The sequence below is a fragment of the Tritonibacter multivorans genome (assembly GCF_001458415.1).
GTDB classification, from domain to species: Bacteria; Pseudomonadota; Alphaproteobacteria; order Rhodobacterales; family Rhodobacteraceae; genus Epibacterium; species Epibacterium multivorans.
In genome coordinates this window covers 1-13,703 of record NZ_CYSD01000035.1, presented here as the reverse complement: position 1 = coordinate 13,703, position 13,703 = coordinate 1, and the positions used below count along the sequence as shown (strand labels likewise).

The window sequence follows — 13,703 nt, the reverse complement described above, 5'->3', positions numbered from 1 at the left end:
GACGAACACAAGAACTCGGCCGAGCTGATCAGCCTGATGAAGCGCAACAACTGCGGCAAAGCGCTGGCCATCGCCCGCGAAGCCCGCGACATGCATGGCGGCAATGGGGTGTCGGATGAATATGGCATTATCCAGCATGTGATGAACCTTGAGGCGGTGAACACCTATGAGGGCACCCACGACGTCCACGCCCTGATCCTGGGCCGCGGTCAAACCGGCCTGCAGGCCTTCGTATGACCGACGCGTCTGGCATCGATTGGGAAGACGCCTTTGCCAATGCGGCCTATATTCCGGATGGCATGAGCTATCTGGAAAAATGGCGCAGCGCTGCGGCGGCGTTTCGCCAAACCGCCATGGGGGAATTAGACATTCCCTATGGCACGCACCCGCGCGAAGTGTTCGATCTTTTTACCCCTGACACCACGCCCAAAGGCCTCGCGGTATTTGTGCATGGCGGCTATTGGTTGGATTTTGACAAATCCAGCTGGTCGCATTTGGCACAAGGCGCACTGGCGCATGGCTGGGCCGTCGCCTTGCCGAGTTACGTTCTCGCACCCGAAGCCACCCTGCCTGACATCACCCGCCAGGTGGCACAGGCGATCTCACGGGCCGCACAGCGGGTGGCGGGGCCGATCCATCTGGCCGGACATTCCGCTGGCGGTCATCTGGTCACACGTATGGCTTGCCAGAACGCCCCCCTCCCTCCCGAAATCGCAGCGCGCATTTCGCGGGTCGTGAGCATCAGCGGACTGCACGACCTGCGCCCTCTGATGCTGCACAGTATGAACACGAACCTCCAACTGTCCGAGGAGAGTGCGGCAGTCGAAAGCACCGCCCTGCAGCCCCCGCGCGCGGGGATAGAAACAATCGCTTGGGTCGGTGCAGCAGAGCGCCCCGAGTTTTTGCGGCAATCCTCTCTGCTTGTTGAAAACTGGGGGCGCCAAGGGGCTGACACCCGGCTGGTAGCGGACCCGCAGCGGCATCATTTTGACGTGGTGGACGGTCTGACAGCCGCCGATCACCCGCTGTGCCAAGCCTTTGTAGGAGAGTGAAATGAGCGTGACAGTGACCTGCGATAACGGCATTGCCCTTGTCACAATCGACAACCCGCCGGTCAACGCAGCCAGCCATTCTGTCCGCCTTGGCCTAGAGCAAGCGCTAAGGCAAACCGAGGCTGACGACACTGTCAACGCGGTGGTTCTGCACTGTATGGGCCGGACCTTTATTGCGGGTGCAGATGTCAAAGAGTTCGGCCAGCCGCCACAAGACCCCGCCCTGCCTGACCTGTTACTGCAAATCGAAGGTGCCTCGAAACCCTGGGTGGCCGCGATCCATGGCTCGGCTCTGGGTGGTGGGTTGGAAACCGCCCTGTGCTGCCACTACCGGTTGGCCGCGGCTGAGGCCAAATTGGGCCTGCCCGAAGTGCAGCTGGGCCTGCTGCCAGGCGCTGGCGGCACCGTCCGCCTGCCCCGCCTAATTGCCGCTGAACGCGCGTTAAACATGATTTCGACCGGCAAACCGGTCTCAGCACAGCTTGCCCTCCAAGACGGCTTGATTGACAAAATCGCAGCGGGCGACCTGCTCCATGACGCGGTTCAATTCGCGCGAAGCATTGTCGGCAAAGCCCTGCCGCCGACGCTTTTGTCGCGCCCCGCCATTAAACCAAAAGACACTGCTGCGTTTGAAGCGGAACTGAGCAAGATTGCCCAAAAGGCCGGAGCTCAAGACGCGCCAAAAGCCATTATTCAGGCGATACAGAATGCGCTGGACCTGCCGCCTGACGCGGCGTTGACAGCCGAGCGTCGCGCCTTTCAGATCTTGCGCAGCCATCCGCAATCTGCCGCCATGCGCCACGTCTTCTTTGCCGAACGCAACACCACAAAAATAGACCGCCTCAAGGATGTTGCACCCCGCAAAATAAGCACCGTCGGGGTGATCGGCGGCGGAACAATGGGCGCAGGGATCGCGGCGGCCTGTTTGCTGTCTGGATTTGCAGTCACTTTAATCGAGCGCGATCAAAATGCCGCAAATCAGGGCGCTGCGCGTGTCAAAGCAACCTTGGACGGCAGCCTGAAACGCGGCATGATCAGCCCAGCGAAACATACACACCTGTTGGCAGCACTCTCAGCAGGGGCTGATTACACCATGCTGGCAGATGCAGATCTGGTCATTGAAGCCGTGTTTGAAGACCTTGGCGTCAAGCAGCAGGTGTTTAAACACGTCGAAGCGGTGGTGCGTCCGGATACGATCCTGGCGACCAACACCTCTTATCTGGACGTGAATAGCATCGCAGATGCAACCGGCGACCCAAGCCGCGTCATCGGCCTGCATTTCTTCTCGCCTGCTCACATTATGAAGCTGCTCGAAGTGGTGGTGCCAACAGCCGTGTCTGACGCGGTACTGGCCACAGCGATCTCACTGGCCAAATCCCTTCGCAAAATCGTGGTGCTGTCTGGGGTGTGCGACGGGTTTATCGCCAATCGCATAATGTCGGCCTATCGTCGCGAATGCGAATACATGCTCGAGGACGGGGCCCTGCCTTGGGACATCGATACCGCCATGACAGAGTTTGGCCTGCCCATGGGTATCTTTCAAATGCAGGACTTAGCCGGGCTGGATATTTCATGGGCCATGCGCAAGCGTCAGGCCGCAACACGGGACCCTTCGCTGCGCTATGTCGATATCGGGGATAAGCTCTGTGAACAGGGACATCTGGGCCGCAAAACAGGACGCGGCTACTATCGCTATGAAGATGGAAAAACAGCCAGACCCGATCCAGAGGTGGAAGCTCTCATACTGGCGGAATCCAAACGCAAAGGCATCACGCGGCAGGGCTTTGCAGCCGCAGAGATCATGGCTCGGATCCTTTCCGCAATGCAAACCGAAGGCCAGCGCATCCTTGATGAAGGGATTGCTCACAACGCCGCTGACATAGATGTTGCCATGATTAACGCCTATGGGTTCCCGCGCTGGAGGGGCGGGCCAATGTATATGGCAGACACACAAGCCCGCTTGGGAAAGGACACAGCATGATCGTCGAACAACGCACATACACGCTCCAGATCGGCGCGATCGCTGCCTACCGCGACCTCTATTTGGCCGAAGGCTACCCCGTGCAGGCGAAAATTCTTGGCGAACCGCTTGGCTATTATGTCACCGAGGTTGGCCCGCAGAACCAGGTCGTCCATCTGTGGCGCTACGAGAGTTTTGAGGATCGCGAGACACGTCGGACTGCGTTGTTTCAGGATCAGGATTGGATCTCCTACATCAAAAAAGCGGCTCCACTGGTCGTGGCGCAGGAAAACCGCATTTTGAAACCATTGCTCTAGTGGACCTGCTGCGCGTCGCAGACACCGGCGGGGTGACTGTCGACATTTGCACAACTGCGACCAGAAAAGCGCAAATCCCTCAAAGGCCGCCCGCGCCGATGACTTTTTATATACGAAACTCGGCCCAAGCTTACCCTCGCCGTGCTGCCATGTCAGGTCACCGTTTAGGGCGGCTTGAAGATAGTGAAATTCACCGTCTAAACATGAGGCTGGGCAAGGGCCAAACCAGCGGCAGCCTGCTGGGCTGCGGGAGGCTGGTGCTGCGACGCCGTGCCCCAATGATTTGACCGATTGAAACCCAGACACATCGCCGCCAGCAACGTCCAAAAGCGGTTGATTTCAAAACCCCACATCTTCGCCCAAGGCCCAGCTGAACGAGATGGTTGAATTCCGAAAATTTGCATGAATTCAACGGGGCTCGACAGAATGAAATCCGCCAAAAATCAATGCGCTAGCCTCCTGAATTAAGGGGATTTTAACACGATGGGTATTCCGTCCGAGGGGAATTTTAAACGCGGAGTTTTCCATGTCAGATACTTACCCGACAGAGTCTTTTGCCCCCATTGAAGGCAGCGCCATCACTGGCCCGCAGGATGGTTTGATTATCGATGACCATCTGGTGGGCACCGCCGACGCACCGGACTATCTGGATGGCGGCGCGGGCAACGATACACTCGAGGGCCTCGGCGGCGGCGATGAACTGGCCGGCGGCTTGGGCAATGACAGCGTGTCTACTGTTGGAGCGCAATCCGGAAGCACTAGCAATTCGCTTTATGGCTTTGAGGGCAATGACACGCTGGAAAGCGGCGATGCGGCCGACTGGCTCGACGGGGGCAGTGGCGATGACCTGCTTGAAGGCGGTGACGGGCGCGACACGCTTGAAGGCGGAACCGGCGCGGACACGCTGATTGGCGGTTCGGGCGATGACCAGTTCAACCCGGGCGACGGCACCGCCGACGATGTGCTGACCGGCGGCGCGGGGAAAGACAACTTTGAAATCTATCTCGGCGGGCTTTTCGGCGACGAGACCACCGGCTTTGGGAATGATACGATCACCGATTTCGGCGACGGAGATCATCTTCGCGTTCCATTGTTTGGCCCTGGCTCTGTTTCGCTGGATGCGCGCTATGAAGGCAATGACACGCTGCTGACCTTTGGCGCGGGCACCTCCTACGAGAGCACGCTGTTGCTGCAAGGCTATGTCGTGCCGGAGTCGCATCTGGCGTATTGGAATGGTGAGGTCACAACGAGCTTTGCCCTTCGCGGCACTGAAGACGGCATTCTGTCCGAGGATCTGCTGATCGGCGGTGTGGGTGAAGCGGACGTCTTGAACGGCGGTGGCGGCAATGATGCGCTCTTTGGCTTTGGCGGAGGTGACGAACTGTCCGGTGGAGCGGGTGATGACCTCCTATCCACAATGGGCAGCACGGTCGGAGAGCCATTCAATGTGCTCAATGGCAATGCAGGCGAAGACACGCTGGAAGGCGGTGATGCAGAAGATCACCTTTATGGTGGAGCAGACAATGACCTGCTGAGCGGCGGCGGTGGCGACGATGTGATCCACGGCGACGAGGGTGAGGACACGGTTGTCTATGAAGGGAACTTCAGCGACTACGATGTCACCGACCTCGGGCTTGGGGCGTTCACCGTCGTGTCAAACAGAGCGGAAGATGCGGGCACGGATCAGCTGTTGGATGTTGAAGCAGTGCAATTCGCTGATGGCACGCTCACAGTCGATGGTTTCTTTGCCGCGCGACCGCCTGAAACCGTCACCGACAGCGACAATACACGTCCTTGGGAAAGCTATGTCGACACATTCGATGCAGACGGCGCACGCATTATGCGTGAAATGACCTTTGATGACGGGCGCGTGGCTGTAACTCACTACACGGACGATGTGCGTCGCGAGCAGGTGGTGTCTGATCTGGGTGACACACAGTCCTGGGAAAGCCGCACCACAACGTATGATGCAAACGGCGTCATTTTGTCCTCTGATACAGTCTACGATGATGGGCGTGCGGCTTCGACCACCTTTGTCGATGGGGTTCGTTCAACACATGCGGTTGAAGATCTAGCCGACGCCTTTGTCTGGAACAGCACAGAACGCCTGTTTGATGCAGAGGGGGAACTGACCGAAAGCCAAACGCTTTATGACGATGGGCGCAGCATCGTGACATCTTACGAGGATGGGGTCCGCAGTCACCAAGAGAATTTGGACCTTGAAGACGCCTACAGCTGGTCCAGCATCTCGATCGCGTTTGATGAAAACGGGGATCGGGTTTCCCGGACCATGATCTATGATGACGGAAGCCAAACAGTCACCAATTACGCCGACGACCTTTTGGTGTCATAACAGGCGGGTCGCGGCCCTAACGGGCCGTGACCCTTGTAAAACAGACCGCCTCCCCACCTTTCGTATGTGACGAATAGGTGGGGAAAGCGCCCGAACCTGTTTCAGACCAATTGTTAAGATCCAGGCGAAAGAACCTTTGTTCGTGCCATCAGAGCCGAGGCGCGCACAGGGCATGATATCTTTGCTATGCCCCATGCAGGCGCTTCTTGCGCACAAGAAACAGGCTGCAAGGCAAACACCCCACAAACCGCCGTGGACTTCGGCAGCCGAACTTTGGGCTGCAACTTCGGCAAGCCTGCTCCCATTTCGGCCGGTGATTAGAACACTTGCGCCTTTCTCAACAAGCCCCGTTACGATTGCTTTGCCGATCCAGGAGCTGCCTCCTGACACGATTGCCACCTTGCTGCCTTATGTGCCGTGATCTGTCATGCTGATTGATCTCCCATTTGCGGGTCCTGGGATGTCGATACGAGGCACGCCTAGCGCCCTGAGCTGCCCGCGTTTTCGCCCCCAACTCGAACGCCCCCAATAGATGCATTCCCTTGCAGACCCACCCGTGTTCCCTTGCCAGCTCTCACAAAGCCCAAACCCATAAGCGAAAATTTCTTTCTTTTTCCGTCGCTTCCCGCACGTGGCCCTTGGATTCGCACCAGATAGCTCCTATCTTCGCGCCATGGTTTGCGATTTTAAAATGACGTTTGTTGTATGAGCTTCTCTGTGCTTCCCCGCCGCGCTTTTGTCGCGGCAGCTTTATCTGCTGTTACAGCTGCGTCGGCGGTTGCCCTTGGTCTCTATGGGGGCCTAAGCACGCCTGAAAGCCAGCACTTCAGCTTCTCGCGAGGGCTGACCTGGGCGGGACAGGACGGTGAACGTTTGCGCGGTTTTCTGGCCGGTGCGCTGGAGGATGAGCGGATCCATGTCACAATTTTCGGCCACAGCGGCAGCACCGGTGACGCCGCCGCCAATTTCAACCTGAGCCTGGAACGGGCCGAGCTTGCACGCGCCGTCGCCAAAAATTTAGGGATCACCGCGGACAGAATGACGGTGCAGGGCCTGGGCGGCGGGCGGCCGCTGCCTAAAATGGAAGGTGAAAGCACGCGCGCCCATCAATCCCGTCTGTCTCGGGTGGAGGTCATACTCCAAATGCGCAAATGAAACCGCGTCTGACGCTGTGGATCTGCGGGTTATTGGCTGCGAGTGCTGCCGCGGCGTTTGCCTGGTTCATGCGCCTTCCCCTGCCTTTTGAAGGCTTTGCTATTGTGGCGGCGGGCGGGCTGGCGTTTGTTGCAACGTTGAGCCTTGTTGCCTTCGCCCCTTCAAGCTGGGTCTGGAGCGAAGCCGAGCGCCTGCGCATGGCGTTTCAAGCACGCCACGGACTGACCGGCGACACCGCCGAAAATGTGCTTGAAGCGATTGAGCGCGCCCACGGCCGCGCGAAAGTCCTGCGAAAAAGCGCAGGAAAAATGCGTAAAGACATGGCGGAACGTGTCCTCGGTACAGCTGACCGGTTCGACGCCGCGGCCCGAGAATTGTTTTATACGCCGGATCGGCTGCGCGATCTGCGCGCGGTTCTGATCCGTTCAAAATTGATTGAAGATGCCGCACTTGCGCACGCAACCCTGCGCCAGCGCAAGCAGGCGGAAACAGAAGATACCTCGCGCCAAAAGCTGGCCACTGCGATTGACGCGCTAGAGGCTGCCTTTGACGCGACCGATTTGATGGCCGCGCGCGGATTATTGGCAGAAGTTGAAACCTCTTCGGGCGTGGCTGAAACCCTGCTCCGCCCGCATAATTTTAAAAAGACGACCGGCCCGTCGGCCTGAACGAAGCCCGACCGCCTAAACTGAGAAAGACGGAGAATGTTTGTGAAACATCCAATTTTGACCGCCTTGACCTTTGCTTTGACCTTGGGTGCGCAAACCGCATTGGCCGGAGCCGGCGACCGTTTGGCCGACGTGGTGACCGACCCTGTGCGCGATTGCGCAGCGGGCTGGAACGAAAACATGCCGGTGATCGCCTGGGGCGCAGATGGTGTTGTGGCTTATGCCAATGGTGGGGCGTTGGAAAACACCGGCGGGGTTCTGGGCCAGGCAGGCCTGCCTTTGTCCCTTTCCGTGGTTGACAGTTTTGAATCGCAGTTGAAATCCTATCTCTCCTGCGAAACCCCCTATCTGCGCGGCACTTTGGGCATGCTTGCGTCTGCAGCCCCGGTGACGGAATTTGATGCGCGCACCGAACAGATCGTGTTTTTCAAACACTCCTTCTCCGCTGGAGATGGCATTGTGGCTGGGGATGGCATCACCCGCATCGCTGACCTGAAGGGCAAGAAAATCGCCATTCAGGCCAATGGTCCGCATGTGGACTTCGTTGGCCGCATTCTGGCCGATGGCGGCGTGTCTTTTGACGAGATCGAGATCGTCTGGGTCACCGATCTCACCGGCGACGGCGACACACCAGCGGCAGCTTTGGCAGATGGGCGCGCGGATGCAGCAGCGGTTATTTTGCCGGATGCGCGTTTCCTGACCTCGGGCGGGGCCGTTGGCACCGGCGCCGAGGGCTCTGTCCGCGGGGCGACAATTCTGATCTCCACCCAAGAAGCCGCTTCTGTGATCGGCGACTATATCGCCGTGCGCGCAGACTACTTTGATGCCAATCGGGACGCGATTGGACAAATGGTCAATCTTTTGTTCAAAGCCGAAGAAGAGATGCGGCAGTTCATGGCTGACCCGAGCGATAAACGCCAAACCCAAATGGCATCCCTGATGGCATCAGAATTTCTGGGCGGTTTGCCCACGGAAGAAGGCGTGTTCCTCTGGCAGGATGCCATCACAGACGGCTGGGCGGGCAACGCCAAGCATTTCAGCGACCCCCGCGAGGCGCGCCGCTTTGATGTGCTGCTGGAAGAAGTGAACGTGGCCCTGCGCGGTGCAGATCGTCTGGACGCCCCCGCGAACCTCAGCACCGCAGAGTGGGATTACACCGCGCTCGCGAAAGGCCTGAGCAATCTGGACGACCGCCAAATCGCCGCCTTCAACCCCGAAGCCGCCGCCGCCGCCGTACAAAAGCTGCGCCGAACCGGGCAGTTGGATGCAAATACCAAGATCGATTTCGAGGTGTTTTTTGAACCCGACAGCACCTCTTTCCCAATCTCGCTTTATGCGCAGGATTTCGAAGAAATTCTGCGCCTTGCGTCCACCTACTCCGGTGCAATCATTACGGTCGAAGGGCATTCTGACCCGCTGCACTTTTTGCGCCGGGAACAGGACGGGGCTGACAATGCCGAACTGCGCGCCATTCGCACCTCGACCCAGAACCTGTCGATGGACCGCGCCATTGCAGTAGTCGATGCACTGGGCGGCTATGCGTCGGACCTAGGCGTTCGCATGAACCGCGATCAGTTCACTGTCGATGGCGTTGGCATTTCAAACCCGCGTCACAACCCGCCCGCAACAGAAGCGCAATGGCGCGAAAACATGCGTGTGGTGTTCCGGGTGCTGACGGTCCAGGCCGAGGCAACAACCTTCTCACCGCTGAACTAAGGAGGTCATGATGAAGAAAAATGTTCTAATGACTATCCTCTTCTTCGGCGTTCTTGGCGCGCTGGTTTGGAATGGCACGTCGGAAAACGGCACCCTCAGAAAATCGACCTCGATAGAGCCGAACTGGGCGGCGATTGCAGCCTGGCCCAATCTGAACTCAAGCTCAGTTGAAGCACAGCCGGACCCCAACCGACGTGTAACCGCGATTGTTCTGGATGACAGCGGCTCCATGAGCAAAGACATGCACGACGCCAAACAGGCCGTGATTGGTGCGCTGGATGCGATGAAGGACGACGATCGCGTTGCGGTGGTGGCGTTGAATTCAGGAACGGTTCTCCCCTTCGCCTCGGTAGCAGAGGCGAAATCTGACCTACCCGCCCTGCTGTCCCCCATTGTCAGCGACGGTGGCACGCCACTGACCCGCGCAATCCGCTCGGCGCAAGACTTGCTGGAGGCAGAGGCCGCTGCCGTGCGTGGCTTTGGCACCTTTCGCCTGATTGTGACCACCGATGGGGTCGCCGATGACAGTGAGGCGCTGGATGCAGAGATCGAGACGCTGGCAACCTCTACCCCGATCCAGGTCACAACGATCGGCATCGGCATCGAAGGCGGCCATGTCCTGCGCCGCGCGGATCTTGGTAGTTTTGTCGATGTGTCCAACGTCGCAGCCCTGCAAAGCGCCTTGGAAGCCGCAGTGGCGGAAAACACTGACTTCTCGGCGATTACGGAATTTGGCGGACAGGGGGAATAACTTATGGGACGCCGCGTAGATCTAAACTGGGACGAATGGAATCCGGGGCTTGATACCGATGAAATGACCCTTGCAGAGGTTCTGGCCACCCTGCCTGCGGCAGAGGCCCAGGATGTGCCCGAAATCATTCGTAAATATGAAAACCCCGAAAGCCCGGACGCGCTCCCTGGCGCGATCGGCTTGGCCCGCCATGACTGCATTCATGTGCTCTTGGGGCGGGGCTTGCATGTTCAGGACGAGGCTTTTGTGATCGGTGCCACAATGGGTGCCGCCTCTGACATCACCGGTGAAATCGTTGATTTCTTTATCAAAGTTTCCACGACGGAATACCCAAAGCATTGGCGGTTTGAAGACGCACATATTCCTTCGTTCCGACTGGGTGTGGGCTTTTCGATGGACAATCTGGCGGGCAAAGACCTGCACCTGATCCCGCTTGAAGCGCCGGAGTGGCAAACCAAGACCGTGCGCGAGGCGCGCAAAACGCTAGGCATCGTCAAAGAAGAACTACGCGCCTATTTCCGCAAGGCGGAACTGCTGGTTCCCGGCACCGCGGCCAGCCGGCGGCTCGACACCTGCGCCCACCGCAAAGACGGACAATTGAACCAACCGGATTAAGGTGACGAAGCGCCCGGGGATTGCCCTGCGCCGACACCAAATAATTTGGGGGCCCGCGAAATCGCAGGCCCCCTTGAATGTCAAACGACAGTTCAGAGCGCTTTCTTGAGGGCTTTTTTGGCCTTCTTAAGCTGTGTCTGGCGCTTTTTGACGTCTTTTTTGAGAGATTTGATCACGGATTTCTTCGCCATTGGAGAAGTCCTTTCCTGTTGTCCAAACGCTCAGTCAGGGTCGCCGTGCTCTGCCAGGAACCCGCGAATAAATCGCCTGATTTCTCGAGCGGCAGAAGTGTCGAGCTCATCACACAAAGACACGAACCGGTCGCGTTCGGATTTTTTAATACGAATGACCAACTGACTGTCATGTTTGGTCTTCTTTCCGTTTGGTTCGGCCACGTTGAGCTTCCTTAGCGATGCAATGTGTATAGCAGATGCAATCTCATTGTATATACATAAGATATACGGCATCTTGCCTGCATTGCAGCATGTGACATTTTTGTGACAAAGCAAAACATACAATTTTTTTTTGCGGCCGGTCCCACCAAGCCTGTTGTTAAAACGCCGACCCATCCGTCGCACTCTCGTCCGGCCCTGACCTACCCCGCTGAATTGGTCCTATATCTGACCTCGGAATCTATGGGCAGGATTGAGGGATTTGCAGGAACGCTAGGTTGACTTGTCCTAGATTTGTAGAAACTTTCTTGGTTTACATTGCTCTGTGTCTTTTGGAAGTCGACGGGATTAACCTGCTCCCCTGAAATGTCCTCGATTTGAGGTTAGCTTGTTCTCCAACTGAGGAGTCCGATGATTAAGAGAAGCCGTTTATATATTCGAAGATCGCCATCTCTGCCTGTCGGCGCGTTTTCCATGACCTTCGCCAGACCAGCTCGGCTTTGATGGTTTTGAAGAACGCCTCGACCGCTGCAGTGTCGGAGCAATTGCCTTTGCCAGACATCGAGACTTTGAACATAAGCGGCGTCTGCACCTCCCCCTGGATCAGCTTGACGGCATATAGTTCCAAGGCAGGAGCTCGTCGATCCGGCTGGCTGGATAACCTGCAGCGATGGCCTTGAGGTAAGCGAAGGGCTCGACGCCGTTGATTTTCGCCGTGGCGATGAGCGAAGCAATGCGGCCTCAGATGCGGCCGCCTTCGTCGCGGCCGGCAAAAAGCGCATTCTTCCTTGTCAATGCGATCGGACGGATCAGGTTCTCGACAGCATTGGAGTCAATCTCGACGCGGCCGTCGCGGAGGAAGGTCTGCAGCCCGTCCCATTGACGATGGATATTGGTCAGCTTCTCTCCGAGGCGTGACTTCGAGGAGATCCGGCAGCGCTGGTTTTGCAGCCATTCTCCGAATGAGGTGACCAGCGGCGCGGTGCGGGCCTGCCGGGCCGACAGCCGCTGGCCGGGGCCCATGCCGCGGATCTCACCCTCAATGCGGTAGAGCTCCGCAATCCGGCGCAGTCCCTCGGCGGCGATCTCCGAGCCGTCGCGGTCGAAGACCTCCTTCAGCTTCCTGCGGGCATGCGCCCAGCAGTGCGCGACCGTGACCGGCCCGCCGCCTTTCCGCGAGGGGCGCGTCAGCCGGTTGTAGCCAGTATAGCCGTCCAGCTGCAGGGTGCCATCGAAGCCCTGCAGGATCTGTTCCGCGTTCTGCCCGGCGCGGCCGAGAGCATAGGTGAACACGACCGCGGGCGGGTCATAACCGCCCCATCCGAGGTCGTCCCGGGCCAGCGCCCAGAGATACCCGGTCTTTGTCCGGCCGCGGGCTGGGTCCAGAACCGGCGCCGTGGTCTCGTCTATTACCCGGCAGGCGCATGCAAAGCATGCTGCCGAGAGGGCATGAATAGCTTGCCCGATCCTTTCAGGTGCTCAGACAGCCGGTCGACGACGGGACCGAGGTTGAAGGCGGCTGTCCCCACCGAATCGGCGAGTGTGCTGCGGTGCAGGTCGATCCCGGAGCGGGCCAGGATCTGGCTCTGCCGATACAACGGCAAATGGTCCGAGAACTTGCTGACCAGCACATGCGCGATGGCACCCTCGGTCGGCAGACCACCCTCGATCAGGTGCGCAGGGGCTGGTGCCTGGGTGATGCCGTCGGCGCAGGCGCGGTAGGCATACTTGGGCCGGACGGTGACGATGACGCGGATCTGCGCGGGAATAATATCCAGCCGCTCGGTGCGATCCGCGCCGATCCGGTGCATCTCGCCGCACCCGCATGGGCAGTCCAGGCTGTCCGGCTCGATCACCTTCTCGATCCGCGGCAGGTCCTTGGGCAGATTGCCTCGGTTGCGCCGGACCGCCCGGAGCGGGGACGCTTGCGGCGGAGCCTGTTCGTCCTGCTGGGTCTCGACCTCGGCGACTGCGGCCTCAAGATCTTCGAACGCCAGCCGCCACTCGTCTTCGCTCAGCTTCTCCGACCGTTTGCCATGCACGGCCTGGTTCAGCTCGGCAATGAGGTGCTCCAGGCGTTTGTTGGCCTCCCGCAGCGCAACCCGCTCGCGCAGCACTGCCAGAACAGCGTCACGCTGGTCTTCGGGAATGGCAGAAAGGTCGATGGGTGGGGCACTGGACATGGCCGGAGCATAGCTCGATCCGCACCTTGATGGGCAGGCTTACCGGGCGCTCGAGTCACTCTGCCGCAGCCGGTCGGCGTGCCTCCAGGGATCGCGCCCGCCGCCAGTCCAGCCCGGCAAACAGCGCCTCGAATTGGGCGCGGTTCAAGGTCATCATCCCGTCGCTTATGGCAGGCCAGGTGAAGCTGCTCTCCTCCAGCCGCTTGTAGGCCATGACCAAGCCACTGCCGTCCCAGAACAGGATCTTCATCCTGTCGGCCCGCTTGGTGGGAAACACGAAGACCGTTCCGGTGAACGGATCTGAACCGCCCCGGTTTTACCGGAGACTGTTGAGTCCGTATTTCAAGCTGCGACTTTGTCCGATTTCAAGGCTTGTTCGTATTTCTCCTCTGCTTCGATTGGCGTGATGTAACCGAGCGGCTCAAGCAGACGCTCTTTGTTGAACCAGCCCGCCCATTGCAGGGTTTCCCACTCGACATAGTCTTTGGATTTCCACGGGCCCAGCCGGTTGATGACCTCAGTTTTGAACAGACCGATGATC

Annotated in this window: 12 protein-coding genes and 4 pseudogenes; 10 read left to right on the top strand and 6 right to left on the bottom strand. The window is 58.7% G+C overall.

All coding sequences use genetic code 11. From position 1 onward, the window contains the following. The 5 genes from TRM7557_RS10915 to TRM7557_RS10895 all read left to right on the top strand — a co-directional run. Window positions 1-237 (top strand): acyl-CoA dehydrogenase family protein (locus TRM7557_RS10915; RefSeq protein ID WP_268873718.1); only part of this gene is annotated, 237 nt, incomplete at its 5' end. Continuing rightward, entirely contained in the window at window positions 234-1,052 is an 819-nt protein-coding gene (locus TRM7557_RS10910) for an alpha/beta hydrolase (RefSeq protein ID WP_058290256.1), read from the top strand. The genes TRM7557_RS10915 and TRM7557_RS10910, both read left to right, overlap by 4 nt. A 1-nt stretch (window position 1,053) precedes the next feature. Then, window positions 1,054-3,033 carry a 3-hydroxyacyl-CoA dehydrogenase NAD-binding domain-containing protein gene (locus tag TRM7557_RS10905; protein ID WP_058290255.1) on the top strand — a complete coding sequence of 660 codons (1,980 nt, stop codon included), beginning with the start codon at window positions 1,054-1,056 and terminating at the stop codon, window positions 3,031-3,033. Next, the gene (locus TRM7557_RS10900) at window positions 3,030-3,329 is read left to right on the top strand and encodes an NIPSNAP family protein (RefSeq protein ID WP_058290254.1); all 300 of its coding nucleotides are present in this window, start codon (window positions 3,030-3,032) and stop codon (window positions 3,327-3,329) included. Before TRM7557_RS10905 ends, TRM7557_RS10900 begins: the two co-directional genes overlap by 4 nt. A gap of 526 nt (window positions 3,330-3,855) precedes the next feature. Continuing rightward, window positions 3,856-5,682, top strand: a complete 1,827-nt coding sequence (locus TRM7557_RS10895; RefSeq protein ID WP_058290253.1) for a calcium-binding protein — start codon at window positions 3,856-3,858, stop codon at window positions 5,680-5,682. Here the strand turns inward: TRM7557_RS10895 and TRM7557_RS19645 are convergent. Next, window positions 5,677-6,072: an SDR family oxidoreductase gene (locus TRM7557_RS19645; protein WP_235811457.1), complete on the bottom strand. Its 396-nt coding sequence runs from the start codon at window positions 6,070-6,072 to the stop codon at window positions 5,677-5,679. The genes TRM7557_RS10895 and TRM7557_RS19645 overlap by 6 nt on opposite strands. 483 nt (window positions 6,073-6,555) lie before the next feature. Between TRM7557_RS19645 and TRM7557_RS20065 the strand changes: the two genes are divergently transcribed. From TRM7557_RS20065 to TRM7557_RS10870, 5 genes are read left to right on the top strand one after another with little or no spacing between them, the layout of a single operon-like run. Continuing rightward, the gene (locus tag TRM7557_RS20065) at window positions 6,556-6,837 is read left to right on the top strand and encodes an OmpA family protein (RefSeq protein WP_165592457.1); all 282 of its coding nucleotides are present in this window, start codon (window positions 6,556-6,558) and stop codon (window positions 6,835-6,837) included. After that, window positions 6,834-7,505, top strand: a complete 672-nt coding sequence (locus TRM7557_RS10885) for a hypothetical protein (protein WP_058290251.1) — start codon at window positions 6,834-6,836, stop codon at window positions 7,503-7,505. Before TRM7557_RS20065 ends, TRM7557_RS10885 begins: the two co-directional genes overlap by 4 nt. Before the next feature lie 42 nt (window positions 7,506-7,547). After that, window positions 7,548-9,221, top strand: coding sequence for an ABC transporter substrate-binding protein (locus TRM7557_RS10880; RefSeq protein ID WP_165592456.1), 1,674 nt, complete (start codon window positions 7,548-7,550; stop codon window positions 9,219-9,221). 28 nt (window positions 9,222-9,249) lie between these two features. Beyond that, window positions 9,250-9,972 (top strand): VWA domain-containing protein, encoded by a 723-nt coding sequence (locus tag TRM7557_RS10875; protein ID WP_165592455.1) that lies wholly within the window; start codon window positions 9,250-9,252, stop codon window positions 9,970-9,972. Between the two features lie 3 nt (window positions 9,973-9,975). Next, a complete protein-coding gene (locus TRM7557_RS10870; RefSeq protein WP_058290248.1) occupies window positions 9,976-10,587 on the top strand; it encodes a hypothetical protein in 612 nt (203 codons plus the stop codon). A gap of 221 nt (window positions 10,588-10,808) precedes the next feature. Here TRM7557_RS10870 and TRM7557_RS20060 read toward each other — a convergent pair whose 3' ends face one another. The 5 genes and pseudogenes from TRM7557_RS20060 to TRM7557_RS20050 all read right to left on the bottom strand — a co-directional run. After that, window positions 10,809-10,982 (bottom strand): hypothetical protein, encoded by a 174-nt coding sequence (locus tag TRM7557_RS20060; protein ID WP_165592454.1) that lies wholly within the window; start codon window positions 10,980-10,982, stop codon window positions 10,809-10,811. 418 nt (window positions 10,983-11,400) lie between these two features. Continuing rightward, a pseudogene (locus TRM7557_RS10860) lies at window positions 11,401-11,553 on the bottom strand (IS3 family transposase); the annotation flags it as partial. 29 nt (window positions 11,554-11,582) lie between these two features. Next, a pseudogene (gene tnpC / locus TRM7557_RS10855) lies at window positions 11,583-13,162 on the bottom strand (IS66 family transposase). Window positions 13,163-13,217: 55 nt separating this feature from the next. Continuing rightward, window positions 13,218-13,457, bottom strand: a pseudogene (gene tnpB, locus TRM7557_RS10850) (IS66 family insertion sequence element accessory protein TnpB); the annotation flags it as partial. Window positions 13,458-13,504: 47 nt separating this feature from the next. Beyond that, window positions 13,505-13,703: pseudogene (locus TRM7557_RS20050) on the bottom strand (IS3 family transposase); the annotation flags it as partial.